General features: G+C 67.2%; 14 protein-coding genes. 8 read left to right on the top strand and 6 right to left on the bottom strand.

The window, feature by feature from the left end:
- Positions 1-270: 270 nt before the first annotated feature.
- Positions 271-1,041: a zf-HC2 domain-containing protein gene (locus HY699_10705; GenBank protein ID MBI4516270.1), complete on the bottom strand. Its 771-nt coding sequence runs from the start codon at positions 1,039-1,041 to the stop codon at positions 271-273.
- Positions 1,042-1,050: 9 nt separating this feature from the next.
- Positions 1,051-2,028 carry a sigma-70 region 4 domain-containing protein gene (locus HY699_10700; GenBank protein ID MBI4516269.1) on the bottom strand — a complete coding sequence of 326 codons (978 nt, stop codon included), beginning with the start codon at positions 2,026-2,028 and terminating at the stop codon, positions 1,051-1,053.
- A 517-nt stretch (positions 2,029-2,545) separates the two neighbouring features.
- Here HY699_10700 and HY699_10695 point away from each other — a divergent pair.
- On the top strand, positions 2,546-4,426 hold the full coding sequence (locus HY699_10695) for a caspase family protein (GenBank protein ID MBI4516268.1): 1,881 nt from the start codon (positions 2,546-2,548) through the stop codon (positions 4,424-4,426).
- Positions 4,427-4,591: 165 nt separating this feature from the next.
- Positions 4,592-5,650, top strand: coding sequence for a hypothetical protein (locus HY699_10690; protein MBI4516267.1), 1,059 nt, complete (start codon positions 4,592-4,594; stop codon positions 5,648-5,650).
- 41 nt (positions 5,651-5,691) lie between these two features.
- On the opposite strand, the gene HY699_10685 is transcribed toward HY699_10690, so the two are convergent.
- The gene (locus tag HY699_10685; GenBank protein MBI4516266.1) at positions 5,692-8,406 is read right to left on the bottom strand and encodes a hypothetical protein; all 2,715 of its coding nucleotides are present in this window, start codon (positions 8,404-8,406) and stop codon (positions 5,692-5,694) included.
- 210 nt (positions 8,407-8,616) lie between these two features.
- Between HY699_10685 and HY699_10680 the strand changes: the two genes are divergently transcribed.
- The 6 genes from HY699_10680 to HY699_10655 all read left to right on the top strand — a co-directional run bounded on the left by HY699_10680 (position 8,617) and on the right by HY699_10655 (position 19,506).
- Positions 8,617-9,261, top strand: a complete 645-nt coding sequence (locus HY699_10680) for a TetR/AcrR family transcriptional regulator (protein ID MBI4516265.1) — start codon at positions 8,617-8,619, stop codon at positions 9,259-9,261.
- A gap of 12 nt (positions 9,262-9,273) precedes the next feature.
- A complete protein-coding gene (locus tag HY699_10675; GenBank protein MBI4516264.1) occupies positions 9,274-10,275 on the top strand; it encodes a 3-phosphoglycerate dehydrogenase in 1,002 nt (333 codons plus the stop codon).
- 135 nt (positions 10,276-10,410) lie between these two features.
- A complete protein-coding gene (locus HY699_10670; protein MBI4516263.1) occupies positions 10,411-11,913 on the top strand; it encodes a hypothetical protein in 1,503 nt (500 codons plus the stop codon).
- Positions 11,914-12,015: 102 nt separating this feature from the next.
- The gene (locus HY699_10665; GenBank protein ID MBI4516262.1) at positions 12,016-13,440 is read left to right on the top strand and encodes an NAD(P)H-dependent glycerol-3-phosphate dehydrogenase; all 1,425 of its coding nucleotides are present in this window, start codon (positions 12,016-12,018) and stop codon (positions 13,438-13,440) included.
- Between the two features lie 10 nt (positions 13,441-13,450).
- Positions 13,451-13,690, top strand: coding sequence for a hypothetical protein (locus HY699_10660; protein ID MBI4516261.1), 240 nt, complete (start codon positions 13,451-13,453; stop codon positions 13,688-13,690).
- A 335-nt stretch (positions 13,691-14,025) separates the two neighbouring features.
- Complete coding sequence (locus tag HY699_10655) at positions 14,026-19,506, top strand: biotin/lipoyl-binding protein (protein MBI4516260.1); 5,481 nt, start codon at positions 14,026-14,028, stop codon at positions 19,504-19,506.
- 280 nt (positions 19,507-19,786) lie between these two features.
- Here HY699_10655 and HY699_10650 read toward each other — a convergent pair whose 3' ends face one another.
- Genes HY699_10650 through HY699_10640 form a run of 3 tightly spaced genes read right to left on the bottom strand, consistent with a single transcriptional unit; the run spans position 19,787 to position 21,742 of the window.
- Positions 19,787-20,473 (bottom strand): nitroreductase family protein, encoded by a 687-nt coding sequence (locus HY699_10650; protein ID MBI4516259.1) that lies wholly within the window; start codon positions 20,471-20,473, stop codon positions 19,787-19,789.
- A gap of 18 nt (positions 20,474-20,491) precedes the next feature.
- The gene (locus HY699_10645; protein ID MBI4516258.1) at positions 20,492-21,322 is read right to left on the bottom strand and encodes an enoyl-CoA hydratase/isomerase family protein; all 831 of its coding nucleotides are present in this window, start codon (positions 21,320-21,322) and stop codon (positions 20,492-20,494) included.
- Between the two features lie 27 nt (positions 21,323-21,349).
- Complete coding sequence (locus HY699_10640) at positions 21,350-21,742, bottom strand: GIY-YIG nuclease family protein (GenBank protein ID MBI4516257.1); 393 nt, start codon at positions 21,740-21,742, stop codon at positions 21,350-21,352.
- Positions 21,743-21,831: the final 89 nt, after the last annotated feature.

Here is a 21,831-nt window from a genome sequence, read left to right as displayed (position 1 = left end):
GGCGGGCACCCAGGGGCGTTGGGGCTCCGGATGGATTCCCGCCTTCGCGGGAATGACGGAGGGAAATCTGCGCGCCACGCCAAGATTTTCAGCCGGGCTTCAGCGCATTGTTCTGTAGCCGTTCTTCGTGGCCTTCGTGTTCTTCGTGGTGGTCACTCGGTTTCAGCCCCACAAAGCACCGCTCCATTCGCCCCGACCCTCCACCGCCGTAGATCACCGAAATCGAAACTTTGCTGCATCGACAGCCGGGGCTGGAAGCTGGGGGCTCGATCATGGCACCGCCTGCGGTAGCCGCGATAGCGCCGCAGCCCGCACCCACATGCGACGGCCGTCGGCCAACTCGATGCGTGTCCAGTCGCCGATTTCCTCGACGCGAGTCGCCATCGTACCGCGGCCGAGGGTGGCAACGACGGGTTCGTTCTCACTCGGCCGGGCGCGAGCAATCACTTCGTCGGCAATGACTTCCACCTTCGTCAGGCCGGACACTCCACGAAATTGAATCTCGTCACCCCCAAACGGCACGAACCGCACAACCAGGATCACCACCGCAGCGCTGGCAGCGATTGCCCCGACTGCGGGCCAGGGACGGCTGAGCGCCCGCACGCTGGCCTCAAACCACGCGCGCACGTCTGCGACCCGGGAGCGGACCGGTGCCGTTACCACTGGCGGCGCTGCCATCGGAGCAGCCGTTGCTTGCCCCAACCCCACGCGCAGGCGGACCAAGCGCTGCACTTCGCCGACGCAGCCGGCGCAATCGCCGAGGTGCTGCTCGATGCGCGCCGCTTCAACGGCGCCCAGCGCCGCCTCACCATACGTGACGAGCGTCTCATCATCGGGACAGTCGGCGCCCCTCTCCCGCACCCTGTCCGCGCTCAGGTGTGGAGCAAGGGAACGCAAAGCCTGCAGCCAGCTCGCTGTCTGCTCGCGACAAGCGGGACATTCTTCCGCGTGACTGCGCACGGCCTGTGCCTCGCTGCGGCTCAGCTCGTCGTCGAGCCAAGCAGAGAGGGTGGAGGCGGGGGGACACTCAGTGCGTGACATCTTCGGCCCTTATTCCGACCCTCTCCCGATGGGCGAGGGAGAAGCCGCTTGGCTGCTCGCCTGTTGGGCCGCGAGTCGGAGTAACTCCTGGCGCACGCGTGTGACCTGGGCGCTGACACTGCCGACGGGGACGCCGAGGATTTCTGCGATCTCGCGATAGCGCAGCGTCACCATCGCGCGCCGGCTTTCCGCTAACGCCCGCTCCCGCTGCTGCTGCCGCCAGCCGCGCTTGCGCTCCAACTCCGCCTGCTGCTCGCGCAACCGCGCCGCGCGGGTTGACTGCGGCGGCACATTGCCCAGCTCGTTGGTCATGCCACGCAGGTCGCGCTCGTAGCGTAGAACCCATTGTGCCGCCGATTCCGCCTCATCCATCCTCTCGCGGCGCGCTATCTCCCGCGCCCGCACCGACTCGCGGGCACGCTCGATCCGCTCCACCACCTCGCGCACCGAGCGCCGGCTTTGCCGAGCCAGCAGTTGGATGTCGCCCGGCTCCAACTCGAAGTCCTCGACGTAGAGCAGCTTCACCAGCAGCCGCTTCTCTGGGCTGAGATCGAACAAGAGATCCGCGCCACTCCGCGCTGCGTCGTTGTGACCGGCGGCGTCCGCCGGTTCGGCGGCCCACGGCACCATCGCCGGCTCGCGTACGCAGTCGGAATCCAATGACACCGTGTCGAGTGCCCGTTTGCGGTTCATCTCTTGAAACTGCTTGAACAGGTCGGGCAGGATGAAACCGCGCAAGAACGGGCCGAGACCCGCCCGACCTTCGTACGAGCGCAGCCGGCGGTAGAGCCGACCGTCCTCGAACAGGTAGAGGTAGAAATCACCCGGCTCGCTGCGCTCCGAGGCGCCGGCGTGGGCAGCGAACCGATAAATGAGCTCAGCGAACTGGGCTTGAAAACGTACCCGCGCCGCCGGGTCAGCGGCGAGGCATTGCGCCACCAGGCGCTTGCCTTCTGCATCGCAAATCGGTGCCGAGACGATTGCCAAGTCATCCCTCGCCGGAAGAATGGCCGGTGGTGCATCCACCCAACGGGTGACGCAGTGCCGGCGTAGCGCACGGGCTCCAGGTATGTCAACGGCAGGCATTGGCGAGCCTGCGGGCGCATGACGGTCATCCTGACTAGCTATGAGCATCGGAGATTGCATTTTGCTACATCGCGCCGGGATCAAGGAGCCCATCGTCCGAAAAAGCTCTCACCAGTAGAGTGCACAGAGAGCACCGAGGGCAAGGATGTCAGACCTGCCGGTCGCCGTTGAAGTCCCATCCTCGGTGTCGGACCTCTGTGTTCTCGGCGACTCTGTGGTTCGTTCTGGGAAGGCTTCATAGGATGCTGCGCGCAGGCTCGCAGTAATTCGGCACTTTCCTTCCTCTTCTCTCTGCAAAGAGGAGCGCATAGAAATCTCGATTTTGCTGCATAGGGTCGAGCCGGCCGGTTGCACAGTCGGAGCCGGCTGGGGTAATGCCCGCTGCGCGGGTGCTGCCCGTCAGGAGGTCGCGGGGCGCGTGAGGCCGAAACGCAAGCACGTCAGGGTTGGAAGGCATGCGGCAGTCGTCGCTGCCGCGGCGGCTGTGGGCATACTGGTCATCGCCGGCCACTGGGCGATGCACGGGGGCACACGGTCCGCCGCGCGCCGGCCAACGCCCGTGGCAGCGGATGGCGCAGCGCCCCGCCGGCCCACACTGTGGGTCTTGGCGATTGGCGTCAGTCGTTACCGCGAGGCTGGACTGAGCCTCCGCTTTGCGGCGGCAGATGCACGCGCGGTCGCCGCGGCTTTTGCCCGCCAGCGAGATGGCCCGCTGTATCGTGAGGTGAAGACGGCCGTCCTCGTTGACGACGAGGTGACTCGCGGTGCGATTCTACGCGCCCTCGATGAATTCCTCGGCAGCGCCGCGCCGATCGACGTGGGCGTGATCTACCTCGCCGGTCACGGGGTTCACGACGAAACCCTCGGCGCTTACTACTTCCTGCCGGCCGCCGCGTCGGAGGCAAAACCGCAGATTGAAGGGCTCGACATGGATGAGTTCAACCGCCAGTTGCGGATGCTCCACCGCAATCTCAGGCGGCTGGTCGTCATCGTCGACACCTGTCATGCCGGTGGTATGGCGGGCGGCGCGCAGGACGCCCGTCTGGGTCAGGATCTCGCCGCCCGGCTACCCCCTGCCGACGGGCTCTACGTCCTGGCCGCGGCAAAGGCGGGCGAGCAATCGCGCGAAATGGCCGGCCATGGCGCGTTCACCCAAGCACTGCTCGACGGGGTGCAGGGAGCAGCCGCAGATGGAGATGGACTGGTCCGAGTGCTGGGGCTGGCCAGCTACGCCGCGCGGGCCGTGCCGCAACTCACCGGGCAACAGCAGACGCCCTATCTCGCGATTGTCGGAGCAGACCTCGCGCTCGCCGCGCACCCCGAACGATTCGCAGCGGTCACACCGCCGCCCGTGCCGACGCCCATGGTCGTGGCGGCCCCGGCGGCGCGGCGCCAGCGCATCGCCATCATGCACTTCGAGAATCTGCGCCCCGACCCGCAGCACGACTGGATGCAGCAAGCCCTCGGCGAGCAACTGGCGACGACCTTCCACCAGCTGCCCCAGTTCGATGTGTACGACGAGCGCATGGTGCGCTTCCTCGCTCGCGGTGCGGCCGATCCGATCGAAGCTTCGCAGCGGGCCGACATCGCCACGCTGGTCAGCGGCACGTACTGGGTGCACAATAACGCGATCAGCATCACCGCTCACGTGAAACGCACCAATCCGTTGCAAGCGCTCGCCGCCGCCCAGATTGACGGCCCGCTGGAGCAATTCTCTGCCCTGAGCAATCAGATCGTCATCGACCTGCTCGAACAACTGCACATCGAGCTGAGCCGCGCCGAGTTGGCGCGCCTGCAGCAACACCGCACGACCGACCTGGCAGCGCGCAAGCTGCTGTTCGACGCCGAACGCCCCGTTACCGAACCGGATGTACCATCTCCCACGCCGGCAACCCGTGCGCCCGAGGTCTCGCTCGGGGAACGCCTAATGGGTTTGCTCCTCCCGGCCATGAGCCATGCTGCCGACGGCGCCGCCCTTGAGGCCGACCTGCACGCGGTCCTGGAAGGCTATCGCCAAGCTTTCGAACGCGAGGATGTGGATGCGCTGGCGCGTTACTACACCCAATTCACGCCCGCGCAGGGCGCCTCTCTGCGCCGCTACTTCGACAACGCCGACGACCTGCGGGTGGAGTTCACCGACCTCCAGATTGCACTCATCGGTGACCAGGCCGCGGTCTCCTTTAGCCGGGTCGATCACTTCGTTGATCACACATCGGGTGAGTCTCAGCAACTTGTGGCGCGTGTCACCAAGCTGTTCGCCAAGGGGGCGATGGGATGGCAAATCGTACCGGAGCGCTGAGGCGGGGGCTCGGGGCTAGAGGCTGGAGGCTGGTAGGGAGCTTGGCGGTGATGCTGCTGGCGGGTGTCGTCGCTTGGCATCGCAGCGCGGCGCGAACGCTCGAAGAGGCGCTGGTCAGTACGTTCCCCGGGGGGGTTGCGCGAAGACGGCGAAGGGTTCGCCGGCATGTTCGCTCGCACCGTGGCGGCCTCGTTTCCGGTCACCGGCACGTCCGCAGCCTATGCCTACCGCTTCGATCCGGCGAGCGATTCTTTCCAGCGCGCCGACACGCCGCTCGGCCCGGTGTTCAGCGAGCGGGAGCAAACCGTTGGTAGCGGGAAGCTCAGCCTGGCGACGAACTACGCCCTGCTTCGCTACGATTCAATCAACGGTCGCGATCTGGACGAACTGATCAGCAACGATCCAGAGAGCGGTCTGCACTACGTAGCGATTTGCCTCGCCACGGCCTGCGAACCGCTGCAGGCACTGGCGCGAGTGGATCTCGAGGCGCAGATCCTGACGCTGTCTGCCACCTACGGCCTCACCCCCGACTTCGATCTGAGCGTCACCGTGCCGCTAGTGCGGACGTTCGTACGCGCAGCGACGACGCTCACCTCGTTCGACCCACCCCAACACTTCCCCTTTCAGTTCAGCGCCAGCGCAACCGAGACCGACGCCGGCGTTGGCGACGTGCTGCTGCGTTTGAAGCACCGGCTGGGCCGCTTCGGCCTCGCCGATCTCGCCGGTGGCTTGACCGTCTCGTTGCCGACGGGCGAGCGGGAGAACTTCCACGGCACCGGCGACACGCTCGTGGGCGCCGCCCTTTACGTCTCGCGCACGTTTGCAAACCGCATCGAGCCGCACCTGAACCTCGGCTTTCTCGGCGATGCCGACAAGTTCGATCGCAGCCAAGTGCGCTACTCGATCGGGGCGGACCTCGGTATCCTGGACTGGCTGACGCTGAACAATGATTTCCTCGGCCGCAGCGACATCGCGCGCTCCGATCCGTTCGCGCGGCCGGTGTTCGTGCAGGTCGAGCGAGCCGACGTGCTGCAATTCTCGACCGGTCTCAAGATCGCACCACCGTGGCGCAAGACGTTTGGCGGCGTTCCCGTCCTCCGGGACATACCAGAGCGTGGCGCCGGATTGCCTTGGGTATGGTTCTTCAACGTGCTGTTGCCACTCAATGATGACGGTGCGCGCGCCGACCACGTCCTCACACTGGGAGCCGAAGCGATGTTTTGAGCCCCCCCGTGAAGTCGCCCGCCAGAGCGCCGGCGCTCGCCTTAGCCGCTGCAACCCTCCAAGGCGTTGTTCACCCCTGCCACCAGCTCCTCGACGGTTACTTCGCCGTCGTCGTTGCGGTCGAACATTGGGCAATCGGCTAGCGCGGCGTAGCCGAGCGCGATATTCACGCCCTTCACCAGTTCCTCGACCGTAACCTCGCCGTTGCCGCCGCAGTCGCCGGTACAAGGCGGCAGCGCGGTTGCGGTCGGCGTGTTGGTGCCAGTCACAAGCGGTGTAGCGGTTGCGGTCGGCGCGGCCAATGCCGTATCCGTCGGCGTCGCCGCCGGCAACTCGGTTGCGGTCGGCGTCGGCTCTTGGGTGTCAGTCGGAGTGGGCGCCGGGCTGGCGGTGTCGGCCACGGTGGCGGTGACCGTAGGGGTCGCGGTGGCCGTGTGGGTCTTGGTCGGAGTTGAGGTGGTGGCGAAGGTCGGTGTCGACGAAGGTGACGAGGTGGAGGTCGCGGGGGCTGGGGTCGCGGTTTCGCTCGCGGTGGGCGATGGCGAATCGGTTGGGGTGAGCGAAGCGGTGGCGCTGGGCGGCAGCGTCGGCGTGGCGCTGGCGGTGGGAGTCGGCGACGGTGTCGGCGTATCGATCAGCGGCGGGCACTCGGGCGCGCTCTCGTGGTCGTAGCGCCAGCCGCCTTGGCCATACACCGCCGCGTAGAGATAGCGTGAGTTAGCCGGACCGAGCTGGATATCGGCGATCGGCGCCTGGTGAATACTGAGCCCGGCAGAGAGCGACGTCCAGGTGGTGCCGTTGTCGTTGCTCATCGCTAGGCCGCCGCGGTGTACGCCGAGGGTGGCGACGAAACCGAGCGCCAGGTAGATGCGGTGCGGGCAGTCCGGATCGACCTCCAGGTCGCTCGCGCTGTAGCCCACCCCAGGAAACGCCATGCGCTCCCAGGTGCCGCCGGGCAAGCGCCGGTAGAGCCCGTCGGTGGTGGCCATGAAGAACGTGCCGCCGGCCGCCGCGGAGTACGCAATCCTCATTACTGCCCGCGGCGCCGGCGAGTTGAGCCCCCACGGTAGCCACGAAGCACCGTTGTCGGTGGAGACGAACGCGCCCTGGTCGATGGTGCCGGCGTAGATGTAACCCGCTGTGTCCACGTACAGGGTGATGGGCTCGGCGCCATCGCCGGGGAAGGGGGCGGAGATGGTCAGCGTATCACCGGCGTCGGCGCTGGTTGCCACATCGCGCGCACGCGCGAAGTAAACCCGGTCCGGGTCGCGGGGATGCACCGCGGTCATGCCGCGGGTCCACAGCGCCGGCGGATAGGGCCCGCCGGCCGGCGCCACCTCGGTCCAACTCACCCCGGCGCACGCGGCCGCTGAGCTGGCGTTATTGCTGCGGGCAAAGCCAGGGCTGCAGGTCCGCGCATAGGCACGGTCGGGATTCGAGGGTGCAAACACGAGCGAGGCGTAGTCGCCGCAGCCCAACGACGAGGGCGTCCCGTTAGTGGTCCAGCTCGCTCCGAGATCGTCCGAGCACAGCCCCGCGTTATCGTGCGAACCGAGAAACACCCGCGGCGGCGACTGCCCTCCGGTGACCGCGATGTAGTACGGCTGCCACACCCGCAACCCTTGGTAGCTGATCGCCACCGCGCCGGTAGCCGCTGTACCGGGGGTCCAGTCCCAGCGTGTGATGTTGGCGTAGGCGCCGGTCATCGCGCCGTCGGTGGTAGTCCAGACAAACCCGCGCCCGCCGCCTTCGTACGTCTGCGGCGTGATTGCCCGGGTATCGGGATGGGCGTTGAGCAGATGTAGCTCGCTCCAGCTGTTGCCGAGATCGGTTGTCTGATAGGCGACGACGGTGCCCAAGAAGAGCTGATTCGCCCCGGCGTACACCAGCGGGCGCGGGTCCCAACTCGGATCGGGCACCGCGGTGGTCGCCGCCCACGAGTTACCGTCCGCTGTGACAAACAGGCCGGTACTTGCCGAGCCGCGGCTGGGTGCCATCGCTGCTGCGAGACGGTTGGCGACGCCGGTCCATGTCAAGCTCGGTACGGTAATGCCCGTGGGCAAGTTGGTGTTCGCCGGTGCCCAGGTCAGACACGGCGTCGTTGCGGTCCAGGGGCAGGTGCTGGCGTAAACGTGTGCCGCCTCGGTCAAGCCGAGGCCCATGGTGCTGAAGTAGACACGGCCGGTGGCATCGTCCGCGGCGATCGCTTGCAGGCAGTTGTCGGGATTGGACCAGCCACCGGGGAACGGCCAGTGCTGAATGAAGGTCTCGCCGTCGTAGGAGTAGTAGAGGCCGGAGCACGGCCGGCCCCATAGGATCGTGCTCTCGCTGGCGGAGAAGCGCAGTTGCGCGAACGGCTTCGGGTCGGCACCGTGATCAAACGGCATCAACGGTGCCGGTATCCCGCCGAAGTGGGTCAGGTTGCTCCAGTTGTCGCCCAGGTCTGAGCTGGCGTACAGATCACTCCAGGTGAGGGCCAGCAAGCGGCGAGCGCGCACCCGGTCCCATTCGAGGTGAAACACGCTGTAATCGGCCAAGCCGGCACTGGCCGGTTGCCAGGCGCCGCCGCCCGGTTGCGTGCGCCACACCCCGCCTCCCGGTGAGGCCACCAGGAGCACGTTCGCGTTGTCGGGGTCGGCAACGATAGCGTCGAGACGCCCGCCCAGTTCGGGGCCGAGATCGCTCCAAGTGCCGGCCCGCACCGCGCCGGGCAGCGCCACCATCGCCACAAGCCACAGCAGTGATCGGCTGGACATCCACCTTCCCTCCTTGGTCGAGTCTGCCGGACGCCGCCGCGTCCGCCTGCCCCCAACTCTGCACTACGGGCACGGCCTTCACATAGCAGCATTGCCGCCCGCTTGTCAGCCGGATTTGCGGCCGCGGGTTTGGCTTGACAGCGAGCGAAGGGATTTCGTAAAAGCCTTCTGGGTCAACTGCTCTAATCACCGGATTGCATGAGGTAGCTGGTGGTCCGAACCGCGCTCCAGAAAGCCCGCGAGGCACCGTACTCCACCAAGGCCCGCATCCTGGCGGCGGCCGAGGCGGTGTTTGCGGCCAAAGGCTTCGACGGTGCCTCCACCCGTGAGATTGCCGCACAAGCGGGCGTGAATATCTCCAGCCTGCACTACCACTGGGAGTCGAAGGAGACGCTCTACTTCGCCGTCTTCCAGAACATCTACGACCGCATCGTCGAGCTGCTGCGGACCTCGATTCCGGTGCGGCCGGATGCGGCCCGCGGCGGCCGCCCGGTGGTCGAAACCATCATGGGCGGCCTGTTCGATTTCTTTGCCGACAACCCCAACGTTCCCAAGCTGATGGTGCGCCGGCTGTTGGAGAACGACGCCGCGGAGGTGGAGATCGAGCGCGACATCTTGCTGCCGGCCTGGAAGGTGTTTGCCGGCTGGATCACCGAGTTGAGCGGCCGCAAGTTGAAGGATGCCGACTCGCAACTGTTCATGCTCACCATCCACAGCGTGCTGCTGGTGTTCCTGCTCGACAGCCGCCAGTACGTCAGCCTGCTCGGCGGCAGCGTGCGCGCCCCCGAGTGGCGCCGGCGCGTGCGCAGCCACGTCATCAATCTAGTCAAGCGTCTGGTGACGGCGCGCGACTGAGATCGGAGGCCCGTGAAAGCGTTGATTACCGCCTCGTTTCACCCCGACGGGCTGGCGCGCCTGCGCCGGCTGATGGAGGTCGTGCACGAGGACTGGCGCGCCAACCAGCACATCTACTTCGACGGTAGCGAATTCGCCGCCGTCATCCGCCGCCACCAGGCCGACGTGCTCATCGTCGAGGCCGATCTGGTTCACGAGGAAGTGCTCGACACCTGCGAGCTGAAGTTGATCGGCAGCTGCCGCGGCGACCCGCTCAATGTCGGCCTCGTGCGCGCCACGGCCAAGAAGATCCCGGTGCTGTTTGCCCCCGGCCGCAACGCCGATGCGGTGGCGGATCTCACCGTCGCCAACATGTTGTGCCTGGCGCGTCATCTCTACACCGTGAACCTGCTGCTCAAGACCGGACAGATGCACTTTGCCAGCACCAAAGACTACCTCAGCGTCTACGGCCGCTACGGCGGCTTCGAGTTAGGCGGTGTCACTGCTGGCATCGTCGGCTTCGGCGCCATCGGCCGCGCGGTTGCCCGCCGCTTGCAGGGTTTCGGCACCACGCTGCTGGCTTACGATCCCTACCTCGCGCCCGAGCGCATGCGCGCACTTGGCGTCACCCCGGTGGAGCTGGACGATCTGATGGCGCAAGCCGACATCGTCACCATTCATTGTCCCGAAGTGCCCGAGACCGTCGGGTTGATCAGCCGCGCCCGCATCGAACGGATGAAGCCCGGCGCGCTCTTCCTCAATCTGGCGCGCGCCGCGATCGTCGATGATGACGCGCTGTACGAGGCTGCCAGCAGCGGCCGCTTGGGCGGCGTGGCCATCGACGTCTTTCGCGACGAGCCGGTGCAACCGGACAATCGCTTTGTGCAGCTGCCCAACTGTTTGGTGACGCCGCATCTCGGCGGGGCGACCCGCGACGTCGTGCGCCATCAAACCGAGATGATCGTCGCCGGCATCGAGCGCTGGCTGCGCGGCGAGCGCCCGCAGCACATCGCCAACCCCGAGGTGCTGGGCTGAGCCCGCCCTTTCCATTTCGGATTGCGGAATGAGCAGGAATGAACGCCGTAGCAGCCGGCGGTGCCGGCCGATTGCGGGTTTCCTCTATGCCTCGGTGGTTCAGCTTGATTTCGCGATGAAATCGGTGACTCTCGCATGGCGGTGCTGGTAGCACTCGACGCCGGTACCGGCGGCGGCAAGTGCACGGTCTTCGACGTACACGGCCGCGTACTCGGTTCGCATCGCGAGCCGTGGTCCTACACCATCCTGCCTGACGCCGCGATTCCTTTTGTGAAGGGCTTCGCCTTCGAGCCGGAGAGCTTCTGGGCGGCGATGTGCCGCTGTGTGCGCGCGGCGCTGGCGGCGGCGCGGATCGACCCGGGCGAGGTGGCGGGCGTCGCCACCACCAGTCAGCGTGAAGGCTGTGTGTTTCTCGACGACGGCGGCCGCGAGATTTATGCCGGACCCAACCTCGACGCCCGCGGGTTCGCCGAGGGCTTCGAGGTACTGAGCACGCTCGGGGCCGAACGGCTGTATCAGATCACCGGTCACTCCGCCCCGTTTATCTTTGCCGTCGCCCGCTACCTGTGGTTTCGCAAGCACGACCCGCGCCGCGTCGCTCACGTCTTAATGATCAGCGACTGGCTCACTTATCGTTTGGGCGGAACACTGGTAGCTGAGCCCTCCAATGCCACCGAGTCGATGCTGTTCGATATGTGCGAGCGCCGCTGGTCGGCGGAGGTGCTCGATGGTCTTGCGATACCGGCAGACATCTTAGCGCCGGTGGTACAGTCGGGCACGCCTGTTGGTGCGCTGACCGAAGCGGCCGCCGCACAGTGCGGTTTGCGCGCGGGCACGCCGGTGGTGGTCGGTGGCGCCGACACCCAGTGCTCGCTGCTCGGTGCCGGCGCCATCGAGCCCGGCGACACCGCGGCTACGCTGGGCACGACCACGCCGGTGGTGACGGTGGTGGCCGCGCCGCAGTTCGATCCGGCGGCGAACCTCTGGGCCGGCTGCCATGTGGTTCCCGAGCGCTGGGTATTGGAGAGCAACGCCGGCGATACCGGTGACGCGTATCAGTGGCTGCTCGATCTGGTGGCGGCGGATCAGCCACGCGCCGAGCGCTACGCCCTGGCTGAACAATGGGCGGCGACAGCGCCGGCGATCGAGGCGATGGCGTTTGTCGGACCGACGGTGTTCAACCTGACCAAGATGCAGCCCACCAAACCCGGCGGGCTGCTGTTCCCCTTCCCGGCGATGCATCTGCGGCCGGACCGGCAGGCTTTGGTGCGCGCCTTTTTGGAGAGCATCGGCTACGCCATCCGCGGCAACCTCGAGCAAATCCGCGCCGTCACCGGCACCGCCCCGCGCGCCCTATTCTTGAGCGGCGGTATGACGCGCAGCCGCGCGCTGGTCAGGTTGATTTGCGATATCACCGGCCTGCCCGTACGTGTGGCCACCGAGCCGGAGAGCGCCGGCCTCGGCTGCGCCATTCTCAGCGCCGTCGGTCTCGGCCTCTATCCCGACCTGCGCAGCGCCGCCGCGGCGATGATCCACCACCGCGATGAGACACCCGAGCCCACCCGGGCCGCCCACTTCGCCGAAGGGTATGGCAAGTGGCGCGCGCTCTACGACGCGCTCGAAACGCTTCACATCTGACGCCAGCATCATAGGGGTGCGCGACAAATTTGTGGGTAACGTGGTTCGGTGTTATGGCCGTCATTCCCGCGAAAGCGGGAACCCAGTTTGGCGTTTGGCGCTATGGACAAGCAGTTCTGCGTTTACATCCTGGCCAGCAAACGGAACGGCACGCTGTACATTGGGGTGACCGCACAGCTGGCAACGCGGGTGTGGCAGCATAAGAGCAAGGTAGTGGAGGGTTTTTCGGCCAGGTACGGCGTTGACAAGCTGGTCTACTACGAAGCGCACGGCTGTGCCGAGACCGCAATCGTGCGGGAGAAGCAGCTGAAGAAGTGGCGCCGCGCCTGGAAGATGACAAATTGCGTCCCTTTCGGCCATGGGCCTCGGCCTGACAGTACGCAGCACTGTCAGACTGGTGAGGATTTGCCCGGTCGGCTGCACGTTACCCACAGATTTGTCGCGCACCCAGCGCTTCACGTGGGGGAGGTCTGGTCTCCGATGCCTTGCGCCAGCGCGCCAAATCCTTTATTCGCGCACCGTATGCGCATCGCGGTCATTGGCGGCGGCAGCTGGGGCACGGCGTTGGCCAAGCTGCTCGCCGAGTTGGAGCACGAGGTCACACTCTGGTTCCATAACCCGCAGGTGGAGCGGATCACAGCTGAGCAGCGGGAGAACAGCGTCTATCTGGCGGGTTTCCAACTGCCCGAGGAATTGCGCACCACCACCGCGATGTCCGAGGCGGTGGCGGGTGCCGCGGTGGTGCTGGCGGTGTGCCCGTCGCACGCGATGCGCGAGGTGATGGCGGCGGCGGTGCCGTTTCTCGGCCCCGACACCCTGCTGGTGAGTGCGTCCAAAGGGGTGGAGGAGCGGACGCTCAAGCGGATGTCCGAAGTCCTGGTCGAACTTGCGGGCTGGCAGCGTGCCGGGCAAGTCGCCTCGCTCTCCGGCCCGAGCTTTGCGCGGGAAGTGGCGGCGGGCATGCCGACGGCGGTCACCGTCGCCGCCGCTGACATGGCCGTGGCCGAGCGGCTGCAGCAGATCTTCCTCGGGCCGACCTTCCGGGTTTACGCCAGCACGGATCTGATCGGCGTCGAGATCGGCGGCACGGTTAAGAACGTCATTGCCATCGCCGCCGGCGTCAGCGACGGCCTCGGCTTCGGCAGCAGCACCCGCGCCGCCCTGATCACACGCGGAGTGGCCGAGATCGCCCGCTTGGTGCAAAAGCTCGGCGGTGATCCGCGCACGGTGTCGGGGCTATCCGGAGTCGGAGATCTGGTACTGACCTGCACCGGCGACCTGAGCCGCAATCGCACCGTCGGCCTGCGCCTGGGGCGTGGTGAACGTTTGGCCGATATTCTGGCCGCAATGAAGATGGTGGCTGAGGGGGTGAAGAACAGCAGCACGGTGTGCGAGCTGGCCCGCCGAGCCGGAGTGGAAATGCCGATCGCCGAGCAAGTGCGCCAACTGCTGCATGACAACAAACCCGCCCGCCAAGTGGTGGGCGATCTCATGGGCCGTCAGGCCCGCCCAGAATTCTGGAGCTGAAAGGAAACACATGGGAACCAAAGGGAGCTGCAAAGCCGCCAACTGCGGCAAGGACGTCAAAGGCAAGGGTTACTGCTCGCGGCACTACGCGCAGTGGCGCAAAGGCAAGCTCGGCAAGCCGCGCTACAAGACCTGCCACGAGGAGAACTGCCGCAAGCCGATCAGCCGGCGCGGTTTGTGCCAAGACCACTACACCGCCAAGTTCACCAAGAAGAAGGCCGAAGCCGCCGCCACGGCCGCCACCGCTTAGCTCGGCCAGCGAGCTTTGGCGTCACGCCGACATTGAGTGTGGAGATGCCTCTAGGAGTGCTCTCCATACTCGCGCCGCTCCGGGGTGCCGCAGTTGGCGAACTCGAGTCGACCTCTGCTTGGCCAGAACCTCGAGTACTCGCAGTACCGTCTGAGGGACCGGGCTTTGTGCGCCTCGCGCTAGTCACCAAATGCTAGATTCACATCACCGTGGGTATAGGGGCGGGAGGGTGCCTGTTGGTAACCGGTGACGCACTGCTGGCCGGTTGGTTCCCCGCGCGCATCGCATCTTCCGGTTGATCTTCGGGCGGCGAGGTGCGAGCTGTCGTCGCCAGTATGACCGCCACCCGGCCGATACGCTGCCTGGGCATCGTCAACCGCGGCGAGGCGGCGATGCGCTGCCTGCGGGCGGTGAAAGCGCTGCGGGCGCTGGAGGGCGGCGAGTTGCGGGCGCTGGTGCTGTATACCGCTGCCGATCGCGACGCTCCATTCGTCCGCCACGCGGATGTGGCGGTGGCGCTGCCCATGCGCGCCAATGCGGCGGCGGCCTACTTGGATCACCAGGTGCTGCTCGAGGGGTTGCGCGCCGGCGGTGCGGATGCGGTGTGGCCGGGTTGGGGCTTCGTCGCTGAAGACCCGGATTTCGCCGAACGGGTTGCGAGCGCCGGGCTGCGTTTTCTCGGGCCCGCCGCGGCGGTCATGCGCCGGCTCGGCGATAAGGTCGCAGCCAAAGAGCTGGCCCAAAGCCTTGGCGTGCCGGTCATCGCGTGGAGCGGTGAGGTAGTGGCTGACCACGCGGCGGCGCTGCGGCACGCCGGCACGCTCGGTTATCCGGTGATGATCAAAGCCGCCGCCGGCGGCGGTGGCCGCGGCATTCGCGTTGCCGGCGCTGCCGCCGACTTGCCGGCAGCGCTGCGTGCAGCGGCAGCCGAGGCCGCGGCCGCATTTGGCGACGGCCGCGTGTTCCTGGAACGCTGCCTTACCAACGGCCGTCATGTCGAAGTGCAGATCGCCGGCGACGCCTGCAGCCGGGTGATTGCGCTGGGGTGCCGCGATTGCTCGGTGCAGCGCCGCCACCAAAAGGTGATCGAGGAAGCCCCGCCGCCCGGGCTGGCGCCGGCGATGTTGCAGGCATTGGAGCAAGCGGCCATCGCGCTCGCTGCCGCGGCGGGTTACTGCGGGGTCGGTACGGTCGAGTTCCTGGTCACGCCGCCGCAATTCTTCTTCCTCGAAATGAACCCCCGCTTGCAGGTGGAACATGGCATTACCGAGGCGATCACCGGCCTCGACTTGGTGCAGCTGCAAATCCGTATCGCCCGCGGCGAGCCGCTGCCGGCCACTACCGGCGCCAGCCGCGGCGTCGCCATCGAGGCGCGGGTGTGCGCCGAGGACCCCGACGCCGGCTTCTTGCCTGCGCCCGGGCGGGTGGTGCGCTGTGATCCGCCGCTGGGGGCGAACATCCGGGTCGACAGCGGCGTGGTTGCCGGCAGCGTAGTTCCGCCCGACTTCGATTCGCTGGTGGCCAAAGTCATCGCCACCGGCGCCGCCCGCGACCAGGCGCTGGCTCGGCTCAGTTGCGCGCTGAGCGACTTCGAGCTGGTCATCGCCGGCGGGGCCACCAACAAGGGCTACCTGCTCGACGTGCTCGCCGCCCCCGCCTATCGTGCGGCCGCGTTCGATACCGGCTGGCTCGATCGCTGGACCGCGGACCGACCAGCCCCCGCCTTTGCCGTCGAAGCGCTGGTGGCGGCGGCCGTGCTGCTCTACCAGGAAGCCCGTCGCGTGGCGCGGCTGAATTTCTACGCCGACACGACCAATGTCCTGCCGGCGCGAGTGCCGCCCTCCGTCGGCCAGCAGATCGACCTCAGCTGTGCCGGTGAACCGTATCGGCTGCAAGTGTTCGCGCTCGGGGCGTGGCGTTACCGCGTGCATCTCGAGGGCCGGGTGGTGACCGCGACGTTGCGCGAGGAAAGCCCGCATGCGGCTCGGCTGCAGCTCGGTGAGCGCACGCTGCGGGTGCTGTACGATCTGACGGAGACGCACTTGCGCCTAGAGGTGGAGGGCCGGCCACATCGCTTCGGCCGGCAGAGCGCGGGGCAGGTGTGCGCCGGCACGCCCGCACTGGTCATCGCCGTACACGTGCGCCCGGGTGAGCGCGTGGCCGCCGGTCAACTGCTGGGGTTGCTCGAAGCGATGAAGTTGGAAATCGGCTTCCAGGCGCCGGTGGCCGGGGTGGTGAACGAAATCTGCGTGCGCCCGGGCCAGCAGGTGGCCGCCGGCGATGTGCTGCTCATCATCGATCCGGCGTCCGCTATCCCCGCGCTGAAGCCGGGACAACGCCAGTGTTTTCCGGAACAGCCCGATCCGCTGGCGCTGTTCGGTGTGCGGGGCGGCGGACAGTGCCCGGGGCCGCCGAGCTTCGCGGCCTTGGCGCAGGCCGAGCCGGCGGCGCGGCGGGCCGCCATCGCCGCCCAACGCGACGAGATCCGGCGCGTGCTGCTGGGCTATGACGCCGACCCCGAGCGCGGCGAGTTGCTCAGCGCGCTACTGGCCGCGCCGCTGCCTGAGCGCCTCGCTCCCGCCGTCGGCGATGAACTCGCCGAGATTCGCCACGAGCTGGTTCTGTTCGCGGACCTCGAGCAACTGTTCAGTCGCACCCCGCGCCCATCAGTGACGGGCGCTCACCGGCCGTCGAACAGCGCGCGGCTGCGGGCCTACGTGCGCCGTATGCAAGCCGCCGGTGCCGGGCTGAGTGAAGGCTTTCTGGCACAGCTGCGCACCGCCCTGCGCCACTACGGCGTCAGCAGCCTGCGCCCGAGCGATGCGTTGGAGCGCGCGGTCTTGCGGTTGTTCGCCGCGCAACGCGCCCCCGAGTTGCGCCATCGACTAGTGCTCGGCGTCGTGCGCCGGGTGATGTCCCTGGCCCGCGCCGGCATTTCACTGCGTCAGGACGGCAAGCTGGCCAAGGCCCTGGCGCGCATCGCGCGCCTGCGTGAGCTAGTGCCGGACGCCCTGGCCGACGCCGCCCTCGAAGCTCGCTACGTGATCTTCGAAGAGCCGGCGTTGGCGCAGCAAATGGCGCAGCCGCTCCAGGAGCTGGAGCGCTGGCTGGCGGCCGCGCCGGCCGGCCTGTCGGAGGCGATGTTGCAGCAGCTCGCCGATGCGCCGCGCGCGCTGTTCGAGCGCGTCAGCGGCTGGCTCGACCATCCCGACGACCAGCGCCGCGCTGCTGCGCTAAGCGCATTGCTTTACCGCTTGTATCGACCGAGCACGCCCGTAAGCCGATCCGCGCTGGTGCACGGCGGCATGGTGGTACAGCGCTTACAGCTTGCCGACGGCCGCGTGGTCTACGGCTGCACCGGCGGCAACATCGAACTGCTAAGCCAAGTCACCACAAGTGAACCAGCGGCTGTACACGCGCTCGAGGTGTTCGCCTCTTGCGACCTTGACCGACTGCCGCCCGCGCCGGCGGCCGAGCGCATCACGGTCACGGTAGCGCGCCCGGGGGCGCCGCTGGTGCATCGGAGCTATGTCGCCGCGCCCGCCGGCCTGCGCGAGCGCAAGGATTTGCACGGCCTGCACCCGGAGACCGCCGCCCGCATCGACCTGGGGCGGCTGGCCGGCTTCGCGCTGGAGCGGCTGGAGAGCCCGGAGGGCATCTATGCATTCCACGGCCGCAGCCGCAGCGTGGCGGGCGATGAGCGGGTGTTCGTGTTGGCCGACGTCCGCGGGATCATCGTCGGCGAGCGCGAGGCCAAGCGGCACGTGGCCGCCTTCGAGCGCGCCTTCGATGCGGCCACGCGCACGCTGCGCGCCGCGCTCAACAGCCGCGACTTGCAGCGCCGGCTGCACTGGAACCGGATTGCTCTCTTCGTCGCCCCCGAGGTCACGCTCGATCCGCAGACGGTACAGCGAGTGGCGCGCCGGCTGGCGCCGGCCACCCGGCATCTCGGCTTGGAGAAGGTGGTGGTGCGGCTTCAGCTCTTGGAGCGCATGGCGGCGCAGCCGCGCGCGGTCGAGGTGGTGATCGCCGATCCCACGGGCAGCCGCATGGAGATCTCTTGGCGTACACCCCAGCGCGCACCGTTGCAGCCGGCCAGCGTCTACGAGCGCAAGGTGGCCGCGGCCCGGCGCCGCGGCCTGGTGTATCCTTACGAGATCATTCGCCTGCTGACCGGCGGTGAATCGGAAAACGGCGCGGCGTTCGTTTCACCTTCGGATCTGCCGGCCGGGCACTTCGAGGAATACGACCTCGACCCGACCGCGCCGCGGCCGCTCGCCGTCGAGGTGGCGCAGCGCGCTTACGGGCGAAACACCGGCTCGGTAGTGTTCGGCATCATCACTACGCCAACCGACAAGATTCCCGAGGGCATGCGCCGGGTCATCATCTTGTCCGATCCGACCGCCGAGATGGGTGCGCTGGCGGCGCCCGAGTGCGACCGCATCGTGGCGGCGATCGATCTGGCCGAGCGGCTGCGGCTCCCGGTCGAGTGGCTACCGGTATCGAGCGGCGCCCGCATCGCCATGGAGAGCGGCACGGAGAATCTCGATGCCACCGCCCGGGTGGTGCGCCGCCTGGTGACGTTCACCCAAGCCGGGGGCGCGATTCACGTCGTCGTGCAGGGCACCAATGTCGGCGCCCAGAGCTACTTCGATGCGCTCAGCACAATGCTGATGCATACCCGCGGCGTGCTGATCATGACCCCGGCGGCCGCCATGGTGCTCACCGGCCGAGCGGCGCTGGAAGCCGCCGGGTCGGTGGCGGCGGAAGACGAGGTGGCGATCGGCGGCTTCGAGCGCATCATGGGCCCGAACGGTGAAGCGCAGTACTTCGCCCCCAACCTCGCCGATGCCTATCGCCTCCTCTACCTTCACTACCGCTACACCTACGTGGTGCCGGGTGAACCCGGCCCGCGCCGCTGGCCGACTGCCGATTCGGCGGACCGCACCATCACTGAAGCGGCCTGCGAAGCCCAGGACGGGCAAGACTTCCGCACCGTCGGCGAGATCTTCGATGATGTCGCTAATCCCGGACGCAAGCGGCCGTTTCCCATGCGGGCGGTGATGCGTGCGGTCATCGATCAGGACGGCGGCTATCTCGAACGCTGGCAGGCGATGGCGGGGGCGGAGACGGCGATCGTGTGGGACGCCCACCTCGGCGGCGCCCCGGTGTGCTTGATCGGCATCGAAAGCCAGAACCTGCCGCGCGACGGCTATCGCCCGCTCGATGGGCCGTCCTCGTGGAACGGCGGCACGCTGTTCCCACTCTCCTCGAAGAAGGTGGCGCGGGCGATCAACGCCGCCAGCGGCAATCGGCCAGTGGTGCTGCTGGCCAATCTCTCCGGCTTCGACGGCTCGCCGGAATCACTGCGCAAGCTGCAGCTGGAATACGGCGCCGAGATTGCGCGCGCGGTGGTGAACTTCCGCGGGCCGCTGCTGTTCGTGGTGGTGTCACGCTACCACGGCGGCGCCTACGTGGTATTTTCGCGCGCGCTCAACGATGAGCTCCACGCGACGGCCCTGGCCGGGTCATACGCCTCGGTGATCGGCGGAGCGGCCGCCGCCGTGGTGGTCTTTCCCCGCGAGGTCCGCGCCCGCGCCGCCGCCGACCCGCGCGTGCAGACGGCAAGGACGAGCGGCGACGATGAATACGAGCGCGTGCTGGCGCAGGTGCTGCTCGAAAAGCAGGCCGAGGTGGCGGCCGAGTTCGACGCCATTCACACCGTCGAGCGCGCCCGTGCCGTCGGCTCGCTGGCAGCGATCATCCCACCGGCGCAGCTGCGCCCGTATCTGGTGCGCCGTCTGGCCGGCGGCTGACGAGCCGTTGAAAGCTCGCCCGGCAGTGATGCCGGCGAGGCAACAAAGCAGGTCGCGAACATCAAAGAGCTGCACAGGGCGGCATACCTGCGCATGTCGCTCCCGCTCCCCGCATCTCCTGCGGGGAGAGGGCGCAGTGAGGGGTTCAACCGGGCTCATGGAGGATTTTCGCCAGCGGCCAGGGCGATTCGGGGCCGGGTGGCAAGCGCGCGGGGTGGTCGAAGGCGGGGATGAGCAAGCTAAGAAGCTAAGTACGTCCCCTGCCTGGCGCGTTCTCAGCTCACGACTCAGTCGTTGCTGGCTGACGGCTCGACCCCCAGCGGTCCCAATGCGTAAGCTCTGCTACCGGGCGCCTTGTCACCGGGCCGAAGCGGCCTCTTGGAAAACCGATCGGGATCATGGCAGCGGCGTGGATCTGCGGCGGGATGCCGAGGTGCGCTTTGATCTCGTCCTCGTAGAGCAAGTGCAAGGTGGTCAGCACCGCGCCCAGCCCCAAAGCGCGGCAGGCCAGCAGGATGTTCTGCACCGCCGGGTAGATCGAGCCGTAGAGGCCGCTGCATTCGGCGACCTCACTGCCGACGGAAAAGCCGCTGCTGCGATCGATGCAGGCGAACAGCAGCACCGGCACCTCGGCCAACCGTTCGCCCAGCTCTAGGCCGGTGCGCGCGGTGCGCATGCGCCGTGCGGTTTCCTCCTCCGACATGACCAGCGTGCCGGCGGCCATCGCCTTCATGCCGGCCTCGGCATAGCGCTGCAAGGCGGCGTGGTAACGTTGCTGGATGAAACGCTTGGCCCCCACGTCGCGCACGATGACGAAGTGCCAGGGCTGGCGGTTGCCGCCGCTCGCGGCCTTGGTGGCGGCTTCGATCAGGCGCCACAGCAGCGGCTCAGGCACCGGATCGGGCTTGAGCCGCCGCATCGCCCGCATGGTCGCCATCGCCTCGAATAGTCCGATGTCTTCACTCATGGTGAATCCTCCGTGCGCTCAGGCCTTCGGATAAATGCCGCGGCGCGGCTCGTCGGTGTATGCGGGCTTGCGCTTTTCGTTGTAGGCAGTAATCGACTCCGGCAGGTTGTCGGTCATGCCCAGCAGGATCTGGTTGCGGTCTTCCAACTCGATGGCCGCCGCCAGGCTGGAGTTTTCGAGATTGGCCCAAATCACCTGCTTGGTCATTTGTAGCCCATAGGGGCTGTACTCGCACATGCCGGCGGCGATCTCGAAGGCGCAATCGAGGATCTGGCCATCCGGCACCACGCGCGACACCAAGCCCATGCGCAACGCCTCGGCGGCATCGAAGATGCGGCCGGTGTAGAGGATGTCGTTGGCGTGGGCCGCGCCGACCAGCCGCGGCAACAACCAGCTGGCGCCCAGCTCGGTGCTGGTGAGGCCGCGCACGATGCCGGTGCTGTTGAACTTGGCCGACTCGGCGGCGATGCGCAGGTCGGCGGCGAGCGTGAGGCAGAGGCCGCCGCCGTACGCCGGCCCGTTGATGGCCGCGATGATCGGCTGGGGGATGTGCCGCATCACCGGAATGAGCTGCGAATAGATACGAATCGCACGCGGGCCGATGCGCGGAATCGTCAGACCGTCGATGTTGGGAATCACCGAGTGATCCTTGAGGTCGAGGCCGGCGCAGAAGGCCGGGCCGCTGCCGGTCAAGATCACGATCCAGCAATCGTTGTCGCGCCCGACCTCTTCGAGCGTTTGCTTCAACTCCAGACACAGCTCGATCGACATGGCGTTGCGCCGTGCCGGCCGAGCGAGACGCACAACGGTGACGTGCGGCCGGGCTTTCTCGGTGGTTACGGTCGGCATGCTGGTCCTCCACGAAGCGACTTCGGCTCACCGTCTACGCAACTTCGGCCTCGTTGTCGATAACGCCGCCGGGGGGTGTGCGACAAATCTGTGGGTAACGTGCAGCCGACCGGGCAAATCCTCAGCATGCTGACAGTACTGTGTACTGTCAGGCCGAGGCCCATGGCCGAAAGGGACGCAATCTGTCATCTTCCAGGCGCGGCGCCACTTCTTCAGCTGCTTCTCCCGCATGATTGCGGTCTCTGCGCAGCCGTGCGCTTCGTAGTAGACCAGCTTGTCAACGCCGGACTTGGCCGAAAAACCCTCCACTACCTTGCTCTTATGCTGCCACACCCGCGTTGCCAGCTGTGAGGTCACCCCAATGTACTGCGTGCCGTTCCGTTTGCTGGCCAGGATGTAAACGCAGAACTGCTTGTCCATAGCGCCAAACGCCAAACTGGATTCCCGCTTTCGCGGGAATGACGGCCATAACACCGAACCACGTTACCCACAAATTTGTCGCGCACCCG

The sequence above is a fragment of the Deltaproteobacteria bacterium genome (assembly GCA_016210005.1).
Classification (GTDB): Bacteria; Desulfobacterota; Binatia; order HRBIN30; family JACQVA1; genus JACQVA1.
This window is presented reverse-complemented; position numbering and strand designations above follow the sequence as displayed.